This window comes from Parasphingorhabdus sp. (assembly GCF_039968395.1).
Lineage (GTDB): Bacteria > Pseudomonadota > Alphaproteobacteria > Sphingomonadales > Sphingomonadaceae > Parasphingorhabdus.
Window position 1 is genome coordinate 389,135 of record NZ_JBDVPV010000002.1, and the last position, 18,334, is coordinate 407,468.

Genomic DNA, 18,334 nt, shown 5'->3' on the forward strand with positions numbered 1-18,334 from the left:
GTCTAGTCCCTCAACAGTTCGTTGATTCCGGTCTTCGACCGGGTCTGCGCATCTACGGTTTTGACGATCACCGCACAATAAAGAGATGGGCCAGGTGCCCCGTCAATATTGACCTTGGGCGGCAGGCTGCCCGGAACCACAACGGCATATGGCGGGACTTCACCCATCCAGACCTTGCCGGTAACCCGATCCACAATCTTGGTGGATGCCCCGAGATAAACGCCCATCGACAATACGGCACCTTCTCCAACCCGCACGCCTTCCGCGACTTCGGAGCGCGCGCCGATAAATGCACCATCTTCGATGATGACGGGCCCGGCCTGCAGGGGTTCAAGCACGCCGCCAATTCCCGCACCGCCAGAGATGTGGACATTTTTTCCGATTTGCGCGCAGCTGCCGACGGTCGCCCATGTGTCCACCATTGTGCCTTCATCGACAAACGCGCCGATGTTGACGAAGCTGGGCATCAAGACCGTGTTGCGGCCAATATGCGAGCCCTGACGAACGACCGCGCCTGGCACAGCCCGAAAGCCAGCGTCCCGGAACCGGTTCTCGCCCCAGTCGGCAAATTTCGAGGGCACCTTGTCCCAGCTATTGGCTCCGCCCGGTCCTTCGATGACCTGATTGTCGTTCAGTCGGAAAGACAATAAAACGGCCTTCTTGAGCCATTGATTGACAATCCAGCTCCCATCCTTTTTCTCTGCGACCCGCGCGGTGCCGGCATCAAGCATCGCCAAAGCCTCCGTGACGGCTTCGCGTTCCAGTCCCTGACTTGTAATGGAGAGCGATTCCCGCTTTTCCCACGCCGCTTCAATGGCGTCGATCAATTGCTTGGTCATAATGGTCCTGTTTCCTTGTCAATTTTGGGGTCTGTGACCCAGCTTTCCAGATCGGTAATTTCGTGATCGATAAATTCTGACCCGTGATCCCGGGCTCCCCATTCCGATCCGGTGTTAACCCAGACCGTCGTCATGCCCAATTCTTTTGCCGGACGCAAATTGCGCGCCATGTCTTCTACAAATAGTGACCGTTCGGGGTTAATTCCGGTTGTTCCAATCAGGCTGTGATAGGCGGCTTTCTCTGGCTTTGGCACGAGATCGCAGGCCAGCACGTCATGCACATGATCGAATATTCCGCCGAGGCCGCGGTTTTCCAGCACCCGTTCGGCATAGGCCCGGTCGCCATTGGTGAATACCAGCTTCTCCCCCGGCAGAGCGGAGATGGCGGCTCGCAGTGTTGTTGATGGCTGTAATCGGCTCATGTCAATATCATGCACGGCGTCGAGAAAATCGTGCGGATCGGTTCCATGATGATGCATCAACCCCGCCAGCGTTGTCCCATGATCATGAAAATAGCGTTTCTGAACAATTCTGGCCTCTTGCTGATCAACGTCGAGCAGTTTGGATACATATTCACCCATTTTTACATCGATCAACGCAAACAGGTCGCATTCTGCCGGATAGAGGACATTATCCAGGTCAAAAATCCAGTGATCAATATGGGTTAGTTTCGGCGTCATGATCGCATGCGCCTAGTCACTCGCAAGCGCCCGGGCAAGCCCTGATCAGCGTTAAGGTTCCCGTAACTGCTCAGGGGTTATATATGCCGGGTTTTAGGGAAGGCTGTCTTATGACTGGCAAGGGGATCGGAAAACAGTTCTGTTTAGGTTCATCGCTTTTGTCGATTGCGCTGCTATCTGCCTGCGGCGGGGGAGCCCCGAGCTCTACCCCGGCACCGCCTTCTGCGCCGACCCCAACACCCACACCAACTCCAACTCCTACTCCCACTCCCACTCCTACTCCTACTCCGGCACCTCCTCCCGGTCCGGCGCCCACCCCGGGACCGTATAATACGTCTGAGTTTCGTGGTTCGGATGGGCCATCACAGCACGGTGCGCTGTCGGCCTATCAGGATGGTGCGACCGGCGCAGGCGTTATTCTGGGCGTCATAGATGGCGGTATCAACACATCCAGCAGCGAGTTTTCGGGACGAATTCATGCGGACAGCGATGATTTTGCCGGTAGCCGCGGTATTGAAGATGAAAGCGGCCATGGATCAGCCGTGACGTCTGTTGCTGCGGGCAGCAAGAATGGCAATGCGACACATGGTATCGCGTTTGACAGCGAAATTCTGGTCCTGCGGACCGATACGCCGGGAAGCTGCAGCATGGATGATCCTGATGATCCGGACGACGGATGCAGCCACAATAGCGGCGCGATTGCAGCTGCGATCAACCAGGCACGTATGAGCGGCGCTCGGGTGGTGAATATCTCGCTGGGTGGTCCGGATATTTCCCGGACCGTGCGCAATGCAATTTCGGACGCTGCTGCGGCCGGAGTTGTTGTGGTTGTTTCTGCAGGTAATGATGGAGAAACCACTCCCGATGGATTTGCTGCCGGAATTGCAGAAAGCGGCAATGGACATGTTATTATTGCCGGCTCAGTGGGTATTGGCGAGAATATATCTGACTTCAGCAACCGTGCCGGCAGTGAGGCGTCCAGCTATCTTGCCGCACTGGGAGAACGCGTGCGGGCAGACGATCATGAAGGCACTGCATTTCTGTGGAGCGGCACTTCGTTTTCGGCTCCCCAGATATCCGGTGCTGCAGCCTTGCTCGCACAAGCCTTTCCGAACCTGACCGGTGCCGAAATTGTCGAGCTGTTGCTGACCAGCGCAAGAGATGTCGGCGATGCGGGAACGGATGCCATCTACGGCCGCGGTGTACTTGATATTGCCGCCGCATTTCAGCCGCAGGGACAATCGAGCCTGGCCGGTACTTCAGTGGCGGTTGATTTGAATGCAGCCGGCGGACAGACATCTGCCGCGATGGGTGACGCAGCTCTGCAAGGCCAGAATGTCGGCGCGATTATCCTCGACGGATTTGATCGTGCCTTTGCTTTGAACCTTGCGCATGATCTGGAAGTAGCTGTTCCGCAATACAAACTGACTTCAGCCTTGCAAGGCGATCGTCGCAACATGCGTGCTTCGAACGCCGGCCTGGATGTTGCCGTGAATATCGGGCGCAACAGTTCCGGGCTGGTTGATCACGAAAGATTTCAATTGTCTCGATATGGTGCCCGTCAGGCCAGGCTTCTTGCAGCCTCTGTAGTTACCCGGATTGCGCCGAACGCAAAACTGGCAATCGGATTTCGCCAAAGTGCCAGCGGATTGACGGCCCGTGTTCAGGGAGCCAGCGGGCCTGCATTTCTGGTCGCATCCAATCCCGGAAGCGAACGTGGCTTTGCCGGTCAAGCCAGATCAGCATTGGCCGTGCGCCATGAATTTGACAATTTCGGACTCACCTTCAGTGCAGAGAGCGGAAACGCCTTTTTACTGTCCAATATGTCCAGCCAACTCCAGCGACTGCAAAATCCCGAGCAACAATATTCCGGCTTTTCCGGAATCGGATTTGCAATTGACCGCGACATTGGTTTCGCCTCTTTGAGCGTTGCAGCGAACTGGGTCGAAGAAAACGCAACTTTTCTGGGATCGACCTTTTCGGAAACCCTTGGTGCTGGCGGATCACAAAGCTGGTTTGTCGATGGCCGGGCCGACTTTGATCTGGGGTCCGTGCTGGGCGCAGGTTGGCGGAGCGGTGCGAGCTGGCGGCAAGGCTGGACCAATGCCGATCAATCGAATCTGGTGATCGGCGGTCTGGTGAAAACATCCAGCTTCGCAGTAGATGTTGCCAAAACAGGAATTGTCGGTTCCTCGGATCAGCTGGCCTTTCGCTTTGCCCAACCGCTTCGCGTTTCATCCGGCGGGTTGAACCTCAATCTGCCGATCGGGTACAGCTATCAGACATTGCAGACGGAATTTGGTCAACGCACTTTGAATCTCGCCCCGCAGGGTCGTGAGCTGGTGGGAGAAATGGCCTATGTAACTGCGCTTTGGGGCGGTTGGCTCAACACCAATATCTTCTGGCGGCAACAGCCGGGACATTTTGAAAATATCGGCGATGACGTCGGTGGAGCCATCCGCTTTCAGCTGAAATTCTGATCAGGCGCGCGCGCCAGATTCAACATCATCTTCCACGCTGGTACTGTTGTGGCGCAATGCTTTGAGCACTGTCTCGACAATTCCGTCTGCGTCCAGCCCGGCTTCGGCATATTGCAGGTCAGGCTTGTCATGATCCTGGAATATATCCGGCAAGCGCATTGTCCGGATTTTCAGACCGGCATCGGTCAGACCGGTGTCTGACGCCAATGTCAGAACATGCGCGCCCAGGCCGCCAACGGCGGCTTCTTCAACTGTTACTGCAACTTCATGCGTGGTCAGCATCTTGCGGATCAAATCTTCGTCGAGCGGTTTGACAAAACGCAGGTCGACCACGCTCGCGCTTAATCCTTTTGCTTCGAGCCGGTCGGCGGCTTTCATCGCTTCGGTCAGACGTGCACCCAAAGACAAGATAGCGACTTTGGCGCCTTCGCGAACAACGCGCCCCTTGCCGATTTCGAGCTGTTCCAGTTTTTCGGGAATCGGGACACCGGTTCCGTTGCCACGGGGATAGCGAAACGCAATCGGCCCGCTGTCATGCTGTGCCGCGGTGTAAGTCATATGGGCCAGCTCAGCTTCGTCGCTTGGTGCCATGATGACAAAATTGGGCAACGTGGCCAGATAAGTCAGATCAAAGCTGCCGGCATGAGTGCAACCATCCGCGCCGACAAGACCGGCCCGGTCAATCGCAAATCGGACCGGCAGGTTTTGAATCGCGACGTCATGAACCACCTGATCATAGGCACGCTGGAGGAAAGTTGAGTAGATCGCACAGAATGGCCGCATTCCCTGTGCAGCCAGACCGGCCGCAAAAGTCACACCATGTTGTTCGGCAATGCCCACATCAAAAGCCTTGTCGGGATGCGCCTGCGCAAATTTGTCGACTCCGGTACCGGACGGCATTGCCGCTGTGATGGCACAGATTCTTGAATCCTCATCCGCCAGTTTCGCGAGCGTTTCGCCAAAGACATTCTGATAAGCGGGCGGACCGCCGCCCGGTCCCTTGTCCTGTTTGCCGGACACCACATCAAACTTGGCTACTCCGTGATATTTGTCTGCCGCTTCTTCGGCATATTTATATCCCTTGCCCTTTTCGGTGACGACATGGATCAGGCAAGGGCCTTCAGCCGCATCCCTTACATTCTCGAGCACGGGAATCAGGTGCTCCATATTATGGCCGTCAATCGGGCCGACATAATAAAATCCAAGTTCTTCGAACAATGTCCCGCCCATGGTCATACCGCGGGCATATTCATCCGTCTTGCGCGCTGCGTCATGGAGCGGCTTGGGCAGTTTGCGCGCCACCCTGCGCGCCAGTTCGCGAATCCCCAGAAACTCGCGCGAGGATACAATGCGGGCAAGATAGGCAGAGAGGCCGCCAACAGGCGGAGCAATCGACATGTCATTGTCATTCAGGATGACCACCAGCCGATTGCCTGCAGCTTCGGCATTGTTCATCGCTTCATAGGCCATGCCGGCGCTCATCGCGCCGTCGCCGATCACTGCGATACCGCGACCCGGTCGATCGTTTAGCTTGTTCGCAACGGCGAAACCGAGTGCTGCGCTGATCGAAGTCGAGCTGTGGGCAGCGCCGAACGGATCATATTCGCTTTCGGCTCGTTTCGTGAAACCCGACAGACCGCCGCCCTGGCGCATGGTCCGGATCCGGTCGCGCCGTCCGGTGATGATCTTGTGAGGATAGCATTGATGCCCGACATCCCAGACCAGTCTGTCCTCGGGCGTATTGAAGACATAGTGGATGGCAGCGGTGAGTTCCACAACACCAAGGCCGGCTCCCAGATGGCCTCCGGTTACAGAAACGGTGTCGATAACTTCCGTGCGCAGTTCGTCGGCAAATTGCCGCAGTTGCGCCGGGTCCAGTTTTCTCAGGTCAGCCGGGTAGGAAACCGTATCAAGAAGTGGTGTTTTGGGCCCAGACATATTAACTCCCTGTGTCATCCCGGCATTAGCCTTAATGGCAAGTCATGTCGAACGTTGAGCATCATGGTCCTGAACAGGGGCTGACGGGGCTGTTCCGAACGCATTGGTATCAGTTGCATTTCTGGCAGACGCCTCGCACTTCAATCACGGGCCGGATGGAATTAAATCCCTCGTGCTGGGCGACGCCACGAACTTGCGAGGATAGCGCGTCATTGTCGATATGAGTGGCCTCTCCGCAGGAGTCACACACCAAAAAAATGCAGTCATGCTGACATCCCGGGTGACTGTTGGCGAGATAGGCATTGGCGCTTTCGACTCGCATGGCGAGGTTTTTGGCCACAAACAGGTCCAGAATTCGGTAGACGCTATTCGGCGCAACCCGTTTTCCCCGTGCTGCCGAAACCAGTTCGGCAATATCATAAGCGGAAGCTGGTCTCGAAAATCCGGAAAGCGCTTCAAAAATTGCGGCTCGGGTATCGGTCCATTTTTCCCCGGACGCCTCGAGGTTATGGCGCGCTGCATCGGCAAGTGACTCGCCGTGATGCTCGTGATGATCATGTTTTCCCATGAAACCAATTTAGGGATGTTCAAAGGTTAGGGCAAGAGAGGGGTTTTGTTTCTTTGGATAGGCGCTTTATTTGATATCCTTGGCCACACACCGAGCGCAGCGAGGCAAGCGCGCCTGAGGCTCTACTAGTGCGTCGCGCGGTAATTCAAATCATGACCCAGTGCCAGAACAGCAACACCCAACATGGTATAAAGCAGTTCCGCGCCGCCGTGATCGCCCTGATGACCGATGGTAATTGCTCCCATCATCATGCCAAGGCCCAGGCCGCCGATCGCTGCAGGCATTATGAAGCCGTGGTCCATGACGCCTCGTCCAAGTGTGAACATGCCCAACGCAATGGCAATGCCGATACCGACTTCGTGAACAATCGGATCAAGCAGCACACCTGCTGCCGAGGAGAGCAACGCCACGAAAACCATGGTCGAAATGCAATGGACCAGACACAGACCAGAGACGAGAACCGCAATACGGTCCCAAAATCCGTCTTTGCCCATAAGGCCGTGTTTGTTCCAAAGGTTCGGTGTCGTAAACACGACTCAGTCTTCCAGTATGTTGCTGTGATCGACAAGATATAGAGCGCAAAGTGTTAAGATACAACATATCATTTTTGGCATCAGCGCAGTTTTGTGCAGATCGCTCTTGTCAGCCCCCTCTTTTAAAAGCACATAGCCGGTCATGAGCATAGATACCCTGTCTCAGACCGATGTGGATTTGTCGTCCCGTTCTCGCCCTATAGCAATAGCCAACTGGTTGTTTTCAGTGGCTTTACTGGTGTTTATCATGGTGATTGTCGGGGGAATTACGCGACTCACCGAATCGGGCCTGTCAATTACCGAGTGGAAGCCGATCATGGGCGCAATACCGCCGCTTAACGATGCTGACTGGTTGTCCGAGTTTGAGAAATACAAGCAGATCCCGGAATATATCGAGATTACCGGTCCTGCGGGCATGACGCTGTCCGACTTCAAGTTCATCTATTTCTGGGAATGGGTACATCGGCTGCTTGGCCGGTTGATCGGCGTGGCATTTGCACTTCCGTTGCTCTGGTTCGCGATCCGAAAAGCTATCCCGGCAGGCTATGGATTGAAATTGACCGGCTTGCTGGTGCTTGGCGGACTCCAGGGCGCCATTGGTTGGTGGATGGTCAGTTCCGGGCTGGCACAACAAACTGACGTTAGTCATTACAGGCTCGCCGTCCATTTGCTGCTTGCCCTCTTCATATTGGGAGCCTTGATCTGGACCGCGTGCGATCTCAGGCGACTGGCGCACGGCGGGCAGACACCCGCGAGGCTAACTCCGCTGGGTTTTTGGGTATTGGCGATTTTGTTCGTGCAGTTATTGTTCGGTGCCTATGTGGCAGGTCTCAACGCCGGTTATGTCTCGAACAGCTGGCCATTGATGAACGACCATTTCATTCCCGGCGGTATTGATTTCGCCTCGGGCGCCTGGGCGGCATTGCATAATGATCCCTATCTTACCCATTTTGTCCACCGCTGGTGGGCATGGGTTGTGGTGGGCATGCTGATTCTGCTGGCAAGGAAAATCCGCACCGATTCCCGGTTGGCGTCAATCGCGATCCACAGTGCTTTCGGTGTGCAGATACTGCTCGGCATTGCAACCGTGATGACGGGAATGAACATTGTGCTGGCTGTCCTTCATCAGGCAGTTGGCGCACTTGTGGTCGCAGCGACGGTATGGGGCGTGCATGTTCTGGGCAGCAAAACAGACAGCGCTTGAAGGTTCAAAAACTGCATAGGTATTATTATACCCTTCAGCAAAGCCGCGCTTTTACTTGACTTGATGCACAGAACTCGCCATTGGCACCGCACTTGGCCGGGCATTGCTGCCTGGCTTTTATCATTTTTGATTCATCGCTCTCTCCGGAGAGTTTCCACAGGAGTCTGGCCATGAAGGCTATCAGCAAGCAGACACAGTCGGTAAAACCGGCAGATGTCGAAAAAAACTGGCACATTATTGATGCTACAGATCTGGTCGTTGGGCGCGTTGCCTCGATCATCGCCAATATTTTGCGTGGCAAGCACAAGCCAAGCTACACACCTCACGTCGATTGCGGCGATCACGTCATTGTGATCAATGCGGGCAAAGTGAAGTTTACCGGCAACAAGACCAGCAAAAAAATCTATTACAAGCACACGGGTTATCCCGGTGGTCTGAAAGAACGGACTGCTGAAAAAGTGCTCGAAGGACCATTTCCAGAGCGTGTTCTGGAAAAAGCAGTTGAACGCATGATTCCAAAAGGCCCGCTGGGTTTTGCTCAGATGCGCAACCTGCACCTCTTCAATGGTACCGAGCATCCCTATGATGGCCAGAATCCACAGCCGCTCGACGTGGCTTCCATGAACCGCAAAAACAAGGTGAGCGCATAATGTCTGACGTAAAAACCGATCTCGCCGACCTTAAGGAAATTGCTGGTGACGCCGTCGTGGACGCACCTGCTGCCGAAGACCAAGCAACTGAAACTGTCGAGCCCCCCGTTTCGACCATGCCACTGCGCGAGCAGGAGCTGGACAAGCAGGGCCGCGCCTATGCAACCGGTCGCCGCAAAGATGCTGTCGCCCGGGTCTGGCTTCAGCCAGGCAAAGGTAAGATCACGGTCAACGGCCGCGATCAGGAAACCTATTTTGCACGTCCAACGCTGCGTCTGGTTTTGAACCAGGTGTTTGCGATTACCGAGCGTGAAGGTCAGTATGATGTTGTCGTCACCGTGAAAGGTGGCGGTTTGTCCGGTCAGGCCGGTGCTGTGAAGCATGGAATTTCGCAGGCTCTGACCAAATATGAGCCAGCACTTCGCGCAACGGTGAAAGCGGCAGGCTTCCTGACCCGTGACAGCCGGAAGGTCGAACGCAAGAAATACGGTAAAGCGAAAGCGCGCAAGAGCTTCCAGTTCTCGAAACGCTAGGTTTTATCCTTCAAGAAGTTGGAAAAAGGCGGTCTTTGGACCGCCTTTTTTATGTCGGATATCGCGATCCGAGGTCGATAAACAGATTTTAAGAATACAACGCTAAACCCGGCAAGTCGCAGTTGCTGGCAATTTCGCAGCAATTCCGGTGATTCTGATTGCGGAGGCCGATGTCTTGCGGACGAATTTAATACTTGCCTGGCTCGGGGGCCTTGTGCTGTTTGCGGCGGCCTTTCTGCTGTTCAATGCCGAACTGTTGATCCAGTCTGTTCTTTATCGGGCGGCGGCGAGCGATCATGCGTCCGCCGTTTCTGCCTTTCTGTCGATGGCCGTCCAAGCCCTGCTTCTCCTTCTCCTTCTGATTTTCCTGCCGCGCAAGTGGTTGGGGATTTTGCTGATGCTTGTCGCGGTCTCGGCGATCATCAACGTCACTTATTCCGGCATTTTGGGAGAAGTGCTTGATCCTTCAAAAATAGCCTGGATGCTCGCCGAAGCACGACAATCATCCAATGCCATCGGACAATTTGGGGCTGAGTTTGCCCTGGCAGCCGGGAAAGTCCTTGCCGGGATCATATTGCTCTGCCTCAGTCGCCAGCTGCTGCGCCGTACCATTTTGCCAACTCTGCAAAATCTGTCGATGGCTCCGACACTTCGTTTTTTTGTGATGGCAGGGCTGACAGCAATGTTTCTGCTTTCCCATATCCCCTGGTTCGGACCGGTCTCCAGCGAACGCAACCTCTATGTTTTTGGCACGGCTTTGCTCAATGCAAAGCCCCCGCCGGATAGAGGGCCAGTTATCGTCGAGGCGGATCCTTCCCGCCAGATCCGCAAAATTGTGTGGTTAGTGGATGAAAGCATTTCCCATGACGCGTTCGATCGATTGATCAAGCCGGATATTCGGGATCATCAGGCCATTGATTTTGGCCCCGCAACTTCGCTCGGCAATTGTAGTACACCCAGCAATATCGCGCTGCGATCCGGCGTGAATGTGCTCAAGGTAAACGCCAAAACGGATCTCAGAGCGACGCCGTCCATATGGCAATATGCGCGCAAAGCGGGATATCAGACCGTTCTGCTGGACGGGCAGGTCAGCGGTCCTCCCCAAAACATGATGCTGCCACCAGAGCGCGGGTTGATTGATCAGTACAAAAGCATGGCAGATGGATTGCATACCGACCGAAAAATGGCAGATGTGATCAACGCGAAGCTGAAGGCGCCGGACAAGGAGTTTGTTGTGGCCGTGCTGCGGGGTGTGCATTTTCAATATACCGATCACTATCCGGATGGGATATCTGACAAAAGCAAGCCGCCGATCTACCAATATGAAAAGGCGGTGCGCTTTTCCAAAAAAGACGTGCTTGAACGGGTGCTTGACGGCGTTGACCGGCAAAATGTGGCGATCATTTACACGTCGGATCATGGCCAGAACGTCAAACCGGGGGTTGTCCCGCATTGCAGCGCCAATCCCGTTCGGCAGGAATTTGAAATACCCCTGTTCGCGTTCCTGCCCGAAAGTCGCCGTCCACTATTCGCTGCAATGACGGACGGACCAAGAAGTGCGAGCCAGATTTTTCCCACGAGCATTGTCTGGATGGGATATTCGGCAGATTATGCAGAAAAGACATATGACCACCGATTGATGCAGCCTTCCAAAAGACAGGTCTGGTTCGGACGAACCGTCGTTCCGGTAAACCCGGGCGATCAAATTGACGTTGGCACCATAGCTTCCTATCAGGCGTCGAACCCGGACTAGCCCGTCCGGAGCAACCACAGGAAAATGCCTTATGCCCGACTTGTCATCTTGCTTCGTGACTCATCTGGAATGTTCCCGGAGCGGCGAGAAAATTCCTGCAGGAACTGTGCAGAATCTCTCTGTGCAAGGTGCCCCGATCCTTGTGCGTTACGACCTGGATGCGGTTAAAAAGAAGCTGACGAAAGAGGCACTGAAAACGCGAGCTGCCAATCTCTGGCGGTACCGGGAGCTTTTGCCATTTGCGCAAACGTCCAGCATTGTGTCGCTGGGTGAGGAAATGACTCCGCTGATTCCTCTGCATAATACTCTCGGATCGGAAGTACTGGTCAAGGATGAGGGGCGTCTGCCGACCGGTTCGTTCAAAGCACGCGGGCTGGTCATGGCTGTGACCATGGCGAAAGAGCTGGGTTTGACCCGGCTGGCTATGCCAACCAATGGCAATGCCGGTGCGGCAATGGCGGCTTATGCCAGCCAAGCGAAAATGGAATCCTTTGTTTTCTGTCCGGATGACACCCCCGAAATCAACATCCGGGAGATCGCGTTGCAGGGCGGCAAGGTGTGGCGCGTCAACGGCTTGATCAATGACTGCGGAAAGATTGTCGCCGATGGCGAACAGGCGATGGGCTGGTTCAACCTCTCCACGCTGAAAGAGCCCTATCGGATCGAAGGCAAGAAAACGATGGGATTGGAACTGGCCGAACAACTGGATTGGCAGATGCCAGATGTGATTTTTTATCCCACTGGCGGCGGAACCGGTCTGATCGGGATGTGGAAGGCCTTTGACGAACTGGAGGCGATAGGCTTCATTGGGTCGGAACGACCGCGGATGGTCGCGGTTCAGGCGACGGGCTGCGCTCCGATCGTAAAGGCCTGGGAAGAAGGTCTGGACCATGCACCGCTTTGGGAAAATGCCCATACTGTGGCTGCCGGAATTCGTGTTCCCGTCGCCATTGGTGACTTTCTGATCCTTCAGGCGGTTCGCGAATCGGGTGGCTTTGCGATGGCAGTGGACGATGAAGCAATCAACGCGATCCAGCAAAAAATCGGTCAACAGGATGGTGTTCTGCTCTGCCCCGAAGGTGCCGCAACGGCTGCAGCTTATAGCAAGGCGCTGGCCGAAGGCATGATATCTCCGACTGATCGCGCCATCCTTTTCAACTGCGGCAATGGATTGAAATATCCCATGCCGCCAGCCGATGATACACTCGACCGCCATGCCGAGATTGACTGGAGCGCCATTGCCAGCGCCTGAAGCGCCGGGTAGAGCCAGCAGGATGAAATGGATGCTAACCTTGGCAATTCTTGCGCTCGCTGTGGGCGGTTTTCTTTACTGGTTTCTTGCGCAGCCGGGACCGAGACAACTGGACATGGCAAACAATGTCTTCCCCGGGGACAATGATGCGGAAATGATTGTCCACAATCAGATATATGACGAGACATCGGGATTGGGGTTGAATATCTGGGCTCCAAAAGCTGCGTCCGAAAAGCCCTTGCCCGTTGTGGTTTTTATCTATGGCGGAGGCTGGCGGGCAGGTTCCAAGGACGAATATGCCTTTGCCGGCCGGGCATTGGCCCATCGCGGCTACATGACCGTTCTGGCTGATTATCGACTCTATCCAGAGGCCCGTTTTCCGGGTTTTCTGGAGGATAGTGCCAAGGCGGTTGCCTGGGTCCACGACAATATCGCCAAATCAGGAGGCGACCCGGAGAGCATATTTCTGTCCGGCCAGTCTGCGGGTGCCTATAATGTCATGATGCTGGCTCTGGATCGGCAGTGGCTGGGACGGCTGGGGAAATCACCGGATCTGATCAAGGGTGTTGCAGCTCTGGCTGGTCCCTATGATTTTTATCCTTTCGATTCTGACTCAACAAAGAACAGTTTTGGTTCATATCATGATCCAAAAATGACCCAACCGGTTAATTTTGTGCGTCCCGATGCGCCGCCACTGTGGCTGTCAACCGGAGTGGATGATACGCAGGTACGTCCGCGCAACAGCAAGTTATTGCATATGAAAATTCTCGAAGCAGGAGGCGATGCCGAGTATGCGGAATATCCTGACATGGGGCATCTTGAAATCATGATGGCGGTGGCAAAACCATTTCGGTACAAAGGCCCGGTTCTGGACGACATGGTGGCCTTTTTCGAAAGCCGCAAATGACTTCACAAGCCGACAAGTCTGTAGATGCGATTATTTTGGCCGGCAGCAGACCGGAGGCCGATGCGCTGGCTACTCGCTATGCAGTGACGGTGAAAGCGTTGGTCCCGGTCGCGGGCAAAGCCATGCTGGCACGGGTTGCGCAGGCGCTTGGATCGCACAGAGCGATCAGCAAAATCAGGATATTGGCGCAGGATTTCAAACCGTTTCGACGCCATCCCGATACGGCGCCACTGGCAGAAGATGACACGATTGAATTCGTAGAAAGTGCGGCCACGATAGCGCTCTCCATCGACCGGGTGCTGCAGAACGAAGCCACAACCTATCCAATGCTGATCACCACCGCTGACAATGTGCTGCTGGATGCCAGCATGATCAGTGATTTTGTCGAAGCAGCGCGTGGAACGGATATCGCAATTGCGGTTGTGGAGAAATCGGTTCTGCTCCGCCGCTATCCGGAATCAAAACGCACCTGGCTTAAATTACGTGGCGGGCATTTTTCCGGTGCCAATCTTTTCTGTTTTGGTTCAGTCCGGGCGCGCGAATTGCTCGGTTATTGGGCTGAGGTAGAGCAAGATCGAAAGAAGGGCTGGAAACTCTTGACCATATTCGGTCCGATGCTTCTTTTTCTGGCGATCACCCGAATCCTGACCGTAGACCAACTCGCCACCAGAATTGGCAAGAAACTCGGGCTGACAATCAGAGTCGTTCGCATGACACAAGCTGAAGCCTGCATCGACGTAGACAAGGAAGATGATCTTGGTCTTGCTGAAAAAATTCTGAGAGAGCGGTCTGCCCAGGCAGGCACTTAGCTGTTCGAGAGATTGCGCCGGGCAGCGGAACCGAAAAAGATCAAGCGAATTACAGCGGTAACTGCCATTGCCGCTGCCGCGCCGAGGGCGCCATGGAAATGCAAACCGAGAAACAGAAGTGCGACAAAAATGACAGCAATAACAGCTTGCAAGATTAGTGCCGTTCTTGCTCCGCTTCCGGACAATAATGTCGGCTCATAGATAGCGCCAGCCAGGTCGATTGACGCGGCGGCGGCGAGCAGGATCAAGAGGGGATAGGCCGGCAGAAAATCTGGGCCGGACATCAAAAAGAGGGCGGGCTTGCCCAGTAACAAGACGATAACAATGACTGTTCCACCCGTGATGAAAAGCATCCGGTTTGCTTTGCGAAACAATTTTCGCATGGCCTCCGTACCTTCATGGGCACGGATGAGATTGACTTCCGCGAAAATCGCGCGTGACAGCAATGTTGATATCTTTGTCATTGCTACGCTCAGCTGACTGGCTAACCGAAACAGACCCGCACCCGCGGGGCCTACAAAATAACCGACGACCAGCAAAGCCGTGTTTTGCGAAATCCCGGCGAGAGTGGAACCCAGATTGGAAACCAGAATAAACTCGCCGATTCCTTCGTTTTCGCGGATGCACGGGCGGGCGCCGCCCAGATATTTCGGTAACAATATGTCGCGACTTTGCCATAGCGCCAATCCCCAATAGCCGACTGCATTAAGTATTTCAGAGATTGCCCAAACGATCAGAAAATTGAACAATGTGGGGTTGGTGAACCATACGATAAGAGTACCGATCAGGCGCGTGATAGGAATAATGGCCTCCGCATAAGTTGCGAGATCAAAACGGTTTTCCACGCGCAATATGCCGGTGGGAGTGGATTTAATGCAGAGCAACATGATGATCGCAAAAATCAACGCACTTTCCGAGAGTTCCGCATCCCAGCCAAAAAATGGTGCGAGCCAGCCCACGGTGAACCAGGCCAGAACGCATCCCGCCAGCGCCCCGGCGATGTCAAGCAAAGTGCAAAGACCGACCAGACGACCAAACGCATCTCGAGTACCGTTTTCCTGTACATGGGCCGCGCCAAAGCGGATCACGACCTGCCACGTCTGGAATGTCACGATGAGTGCAATTGCCTGGGCCGTTCCCGTGATCAGTGCGAATTGTCCGAAACCTGCCACACCTAACGTGCGCGTGAGAATGGCGAGGTAAAAGAGGCTGAGTATGCCGCCGAATCCCTTGCCGCCGAGCAACCATCCGGTATTGATCAGGATCCGTCTGATACCGGTGACCTGTTTTTGACCGTCGCGATACTGCGATGCCGATTCCCCAGTCACAGTTTGGGCATTCGTGCGATATGAAAGCAGGATATAGCTTTTGCAGGCATCGTTCTAAGTGTCTCCTTTTCCGTCCCTATCGCGATAAACGCCAGATGCCAATATGATCGACAAAGTAATAACTCTCAGCGCCGATTGAGGATCCCGGCTTTCACATTTGACAGCAGAAAGCCTGAAAAGTGTGATTGCCGGGTAAACTGGAAAGCTGACGGCGGAACAAAGTCAGGGCAATCGTCTTTTGCCTTTCTCATCACTGTCGAAGCGGCATAGATCTTAACCGATCAATGGTTTCATGAACAAGATCTCAGGATTCAAACTCCGCCCCCAACCAACGGCCAAGCTTCGAGATTTGCTCCTCTGACAAGGCAACCGCGTCTCCCAGATTGGGCGGTCCGGGCCATGCCGTGTCCGGCAATGAAAGCCCATCATAGTCCCGTTTGCCATCGTAGCGCGGGATGAGGTGGAAGTGCACGTGGGGATCCACCATCATCAACATCAGCCAGTTAAGCTTGGCATGGTTGATCAGGGCACCCAGCACCCTGGATATATCAGCCGTGACAATTTTTAACTCCGAAAAATGCTCTGCAGGCAAGTCTCCAAAATCGGTTTCAACTGATTTGGCAGCCACGATCAACGATCCCAAAGTGACTTGCGCCGGACGTAGCAGAACAACCCAATTATCATACTCCCGGATCAACGTCGCCGGATAGCCAAATTTATTGATTGTGCTGTTGATCATTTTTACCCTTCCTCCGATTCAAGCCAGGAAATGATTTTCCCGCCACGCATTTTTATCAATGCAGCTTGTAATAGCTGAATCATATGGACGGCCAGCGAGATTAGTGTCCACCATGCAACAGCGAGAATCCCGAGATCCGGGCGGTTGAACATCATGGATATGAACAATAATACCATATTCGGGTTGCGGCGGGCAGTGATCAGACGGAACCAGGAATCAACCGGACGCCAGACATGGATGTGCTGATCAAAAGCACGAATGAAAATTCCTTCGATAAGGCGCTGAAGGACATAGCCGCCCAGTATGACGATCATCACGAGTTGAAACTGACCAGATGGCAGGGCCAATCCCATGGTGCCGAGTCCCAGCGCCCAGGCCACCCACCAGAAAGGCGGGTGTATCAGGTCAATGCCGTGATCGAACACGTTGCCCCAAAAAGAAGAGGTGATCGTGCAGCGCGCCAGTTTGCCATCCACGGTGTCGAACACCATGAACACAAAACCGGCTGCCATGCCGGTCCAGAAATAGCCGTAGTAAAACAGGAAAGTTGCAGCAATGCATCCCATTGCGCCGACACCGGTGACCATGTTGGGTGTAATACCTGCGCGCGCCGCAATGCGGGTGATGACCAGCGCCAGTTCTGGCCACAGATATTTGGTCAACAGATCGGTGACCCCCTTGTAGGCGCCGAAATAGCTGAGGCGTTCTATGTCTTTGACAGTCGATGGGGTGAGCCTCCGAACGAAGGGTGTTTCCAGTTTGCGCAAACCCTGATTATGGATCAGTGGTGCTTGTTCATACTCGATAACTTCCAGACTTTCGGGAATGTTCGATACTTCCAATGCGGACGCATCGCTATCGTGGCTCAAAAGTGCCAGAACAGGGGTTCCTCCAACTGCCAGCACCATATCCGGATTCTTCCGAATGTGCTGCATCCATTGAGGATCGAACACATAAGCCAGATTAACCCATAACGTGCCAGCGACTTCACCTTCCAGTTTTTGCGCTAGCCGATTGACGCGTTCGGCGTTGGGCATGCCCCAGATTAGCGTATCATTTTCTCCGAAGAGCAACAGCGAGATGCCGTTTTTGGTTAGCATAGATTGTCTTTCCATCGATCGATTGAGCGGCCTTAACCGATTTTGATTCCGATGCCACTAGTGAGGATGAATTGTGCTTAAAATTTGTCCGTTTCTTGCCATGCTATTCGCAGTCATAGCCTGAATAACTAGTGAATTCAGGCATTGAAATCACCTTGAAACTGGCTATGACAGCAGCATATACCCATTTAACAACGCGACACCTGTTCATTCGCCAAGATCAAGAGACCGAATACCATGGCAACTTTCACGCTCCCGAAAAACAGCAAGATTCGCAAGACTGGCGAAGTCCATGAAGCGCTGACCAGCGGCACGTCAAAGTCATTCAAAGTCTATCGTTACGATCCCGACAGCGGTGAAAACCCCCGCTATGACACGTTCAAGATCGACACCGATGATTGCGGTCCGATGGTTCTGGATGCACTGATAAAGATGAAGGGGGAGCAGGATGCTACCCTGACATTCCGCCGATCCTGCAGGGAAGGGATTTGCGGTTCCTGCGCGATGAACATCGATGGGAAAAATGGCCTTGCCTGCACCACGGCAATTGAAGATTGCGGTAACAATGTCAAAATCACACCTCTGCCGCATATGGAAGTGGTCAAGGATCTTGTCCCCGACTTCACACATTTCTATGCGCAATATGCGTCGATCCAACCCTGGCTGAAGACGGTTACGCCGACACCGGCTGGCAAGGAACGACTGCAGTCGCCGGAAGACCGCGCGAAACTTGACGGTCTCTATGAGTGCATATTGTGCGCCTGTTGCCAGACCAGTTGTCCCAGTTACTGGTGGAACAGCGACAAGTTCCTCGGCCCGGCTATTTTGCTGCAGGCCTATCGCTGGCTTGCTGATAGCCGGGATGAAATGACCGGAGAGCGTCTGGACGAACTGGAAGATCCGTTTCGTCTTTATCGCTGTCACACGATCATGAATTGCGCGAATGCGTGTCCCAAAGGTTTGTCGCCCGCAAAAGCGATTGCCGAGATCAAGAAAATGACCGCAGCTCGCGAAATCTGAT

17 protein-coding genes are annotated in these 18,334 nt (G+C 54.2%); 9 read left to right on the top strand and 8 right to left on the bottom strand.

Annotation, left to right across the window (positions count from 1 at the left end; all coding sequences use genetic code 11):
* Window positions 1-2 precede the first annotated feature (2 nt).
* Both dapD and ABJI30_RS06050 read right to left on the bottom strand, forming a co-directional pair.
* Complete coding sequence (gene dapD, locus ABJI30_RS06045) at window positions 3-839, bottom strand: 2,3,4,5-tetrahydropyridine-2,6-dicarboxylate N-succinyltransferase (protein ID WP_348016283.1); 837 nt, start codon at window positions 837-839, stop codon at window positions 3-5.
* On the bottom strand, window positions 836-1,519 hold the full coding sequence (locus tag ABJI30_RS06050) for a pyrimidine 5'-nucleotidase (protein WP_348016284.1): 684 nt from the start codon (window positions 1,517-1,519) through the stop codon (window positions 836-838). The genes dapD and ABJI30_RS06050 overlap by 4 nt, the downstream gene beginning before the upstream one ends.
* Before the next feature lie 110 nt (window positions 1,520-1,629).
* Here ABJI30_RS06050 and ABJI30_RS06055 point away from each other — a divergent pair, with 110 nt between their 5' ends.
* On the top strand, window positions 1,630-3,999 hold the full coding sequence (locus tag ABJI30_RS06055) for a S8 family peptidase (protein WP_348016285.1): 2,370 nt from the start codon (window positions 1,630-1,632) through the stop codon (window positions 3,997-3,999).
* Here the strand turns inward: ABJI30_RS06055 and dxs are convergent, their stop codons facing one another.
* The 3 genes from dxs to ABJI30_RS06070 form a co-directional block, all read right to left on the bottom strand.
* Window positions 4,000-5,937 carry a 1-deoxy-D-xylulose-5-phosphate synthase gene (dxs, locus tag ABJI30_RS06060; RefSeq protein ID WP_348016286.1) on the bottom strand — a complete coding sequence of 646 codons (1,938 nt, stop codon included), beginning with the start codon at window positions 5,935-5,937 and terminating at the stop codon, window positions 4,000-4,002.
* A 109-nt stretch (window positions 5,938-6,046) separates the two neighbouring features.
* Entirely contained in the window at window positions 6,047-6,505 is a 459-nt protein-coding gene (locus tag ABJI30_RS06065) for a transcriptional repressor (RefSeq protein ID WP_348016287.1), read from the bottom strand.
* Window positions 6,506-6,630: 125 nt separating this feature from the next.
* Window positions 6,631-6,999: a MerC domain-containing protein gene (locus tag ABJI30_RS06070; RefSeq protein ID WP_348016288.1), complete on the bottom strand. Its 369-nt coding sequence runs from the start codon at window positions 6,997-6,999 to the stop codon at window positions 6,631-6,633.
* A gap of 181 nt (window positions 7,000-7,180) precedes the next feature.
* On the opposite strand from ABJI30_RS06070, the gene ABJI30_RS06075 reads away from it, so the two are divergent.
* From ABJI30_RS06075 to ABJI30_RS06105, 7 genes are all read left to right on the top strand, one after another.
* Window positions 7,181-8,242, top strand: coding sequence for a COX15/CtaA family protein (locus ABJI30_RS06075; RefSeq protein WP_348016289.1), 1,062 nt, complete (start codon window positions 7,181-7,183; stop codon window positions 8,240-8,242).
* A 170-nt stretch (window positions 8,243-8,412) separates the two neighbouring features.
* Window positions 8,413-8,892 (top strand): 50S ribosomal protein L13, encoded by a 480-nt coding sequence (gene rplM / locus ABJI30_RS06080; RefSeq protein WP_348016290.1) that lies wholly within the window; start codon window positions 8,413-8,415, stop codon window positions 8,890-8,892.
* The gene (gene rpsI / locus ABJI30_RS06085; protein ID WP_348016291.1) at window positions 8,892-9,425 is read left to right on the top strand and encodes a 30S ribosomal protein S9; all 534 of its coding nucleotides are present in this window, start codon (window positions 8,892-8,894) and stop codon (window positions 9,423-9,425) included. The genes rplM and rpsI overlap by 1 nt, the downstream gene beginning before the upstream one ends.
* Window positions 9,426-9,600: 175 nt before the next feature.
* Window positions 9,601-11,178 carry a sulfatase-like hydrolase/transferase gene (locus ABJI30_RS06090; RefSeq protein WP_348016292.1) on the top strand — a complete coding sequence of 526 codons (1,578 nt, stop codon included), beginning with the start codon at window positions 9,601-9,603 and terminating at the stop codon, window positions 11,176-11,178.
* A 31-nt stretch (window positions 11,179-11,209) separates the two neighbouring features.
* Complete coding sequence (locus tag ABJI30_RS06095; RefSeq protein WP_348016293.1) at window positions 11,210-12,430, top strand: threonine synthase; 1,221 nt, start codon at window positions 11,210-11,212, stop codon at window positions 12,428-12,430.
* A 31-nt stretch (window positions 12,431-12,461) separates the two neighbouring features.
* Entirely contained in the window at window positions 12,462-13,337 is an 876-nt protein-coding gene (locus ABJI30_RS06100) for an alpha/beta hydrolase (RefSeq protein ID WP_348025409.1), read from the top strand.
* Window positions 13,334-14,146 (top strand): NTP transferase domain-containing protein, encoded by an 813-nt coding sequence (locus tag ABJI30_RS06105; RefSeq protein ID WP_348016295.1) that lies wholly within the window; start codon window positions 13,334-13,336, stop codon window positions 14,144-14,146. The genes ABJI30_RS06100 and ABJI30_RS06105 overlap by 4 nt, the downstream gene beginning before the upstream one ends.
* Here the strand turns inward: ABJI30_RS06105 and ABJI30_RS06110 are convergent.
* The 3 genes from ABJI30_RS06110 to ABJI30_RS06120 all read right to left on the bottom strand — a co-directional run bounded on the left by ABJI30_RS06110 (window position 14,143) and on the right by ABJI30_RS06120 (window position 17,313).
* Window positions 14,143-15,474, bottom strand: coding sequence for an oligosaccharide flippase family protein (locus ABJI30_RS06110; RefSeq protein WP_348016296.1), 1,332 nt, complete (start codon window positions 15,472-15,474; stop codon window positions 14,143-14,145). The genes ABJI30_RS06105 and ABJI30_RS06110 overlap by 4 nt on opposite strands.
* A 304-nt stretch (window positions 15,475-15,778) precedes the next feature.
* Window positions 15,779-16,210, bottom strand: a complete 432-nt coding sequence (locus tag ABJI30_RS06115; RefSeq protein ID WP_348016665.1) for an HIT family protein — start codon at window positions 16,208-16,210, stop codon at window positions 15,779-15,781.
* 5 nt (window positions 16,211-16,215) lie between these two features.
* A complete protein-coding gene (locus ABJI30_RS06120) occupies window positions 16,216-17,313 on the bottom strand; it encodes a CDP-alcohol phosphatidyltransferase family protein (RefSeq protein ID WP_348025301.1) in 1,098 nt (365 codons plus the stop codon).
* 237 nt (window positions 17,314-17,550) lie between these two features.
* On the opposite strand from ABJI30_RS06120, the gene ABJI30_RS06125 reads away from it, so the two are divergent.
* Complete coding sequence (locus tag ABJI30_RS06125; protein ID WP_348016298.1) at window positions 17,551-18,333, top strand: succinate dehydrogenase iron-sulfur subunit; 783 nt, start codon at window positions 17,551-17,553, stop codon at window positions 18,331-18,333.
* Window position 18,334 lies beyond the last annotated feature (1 nt).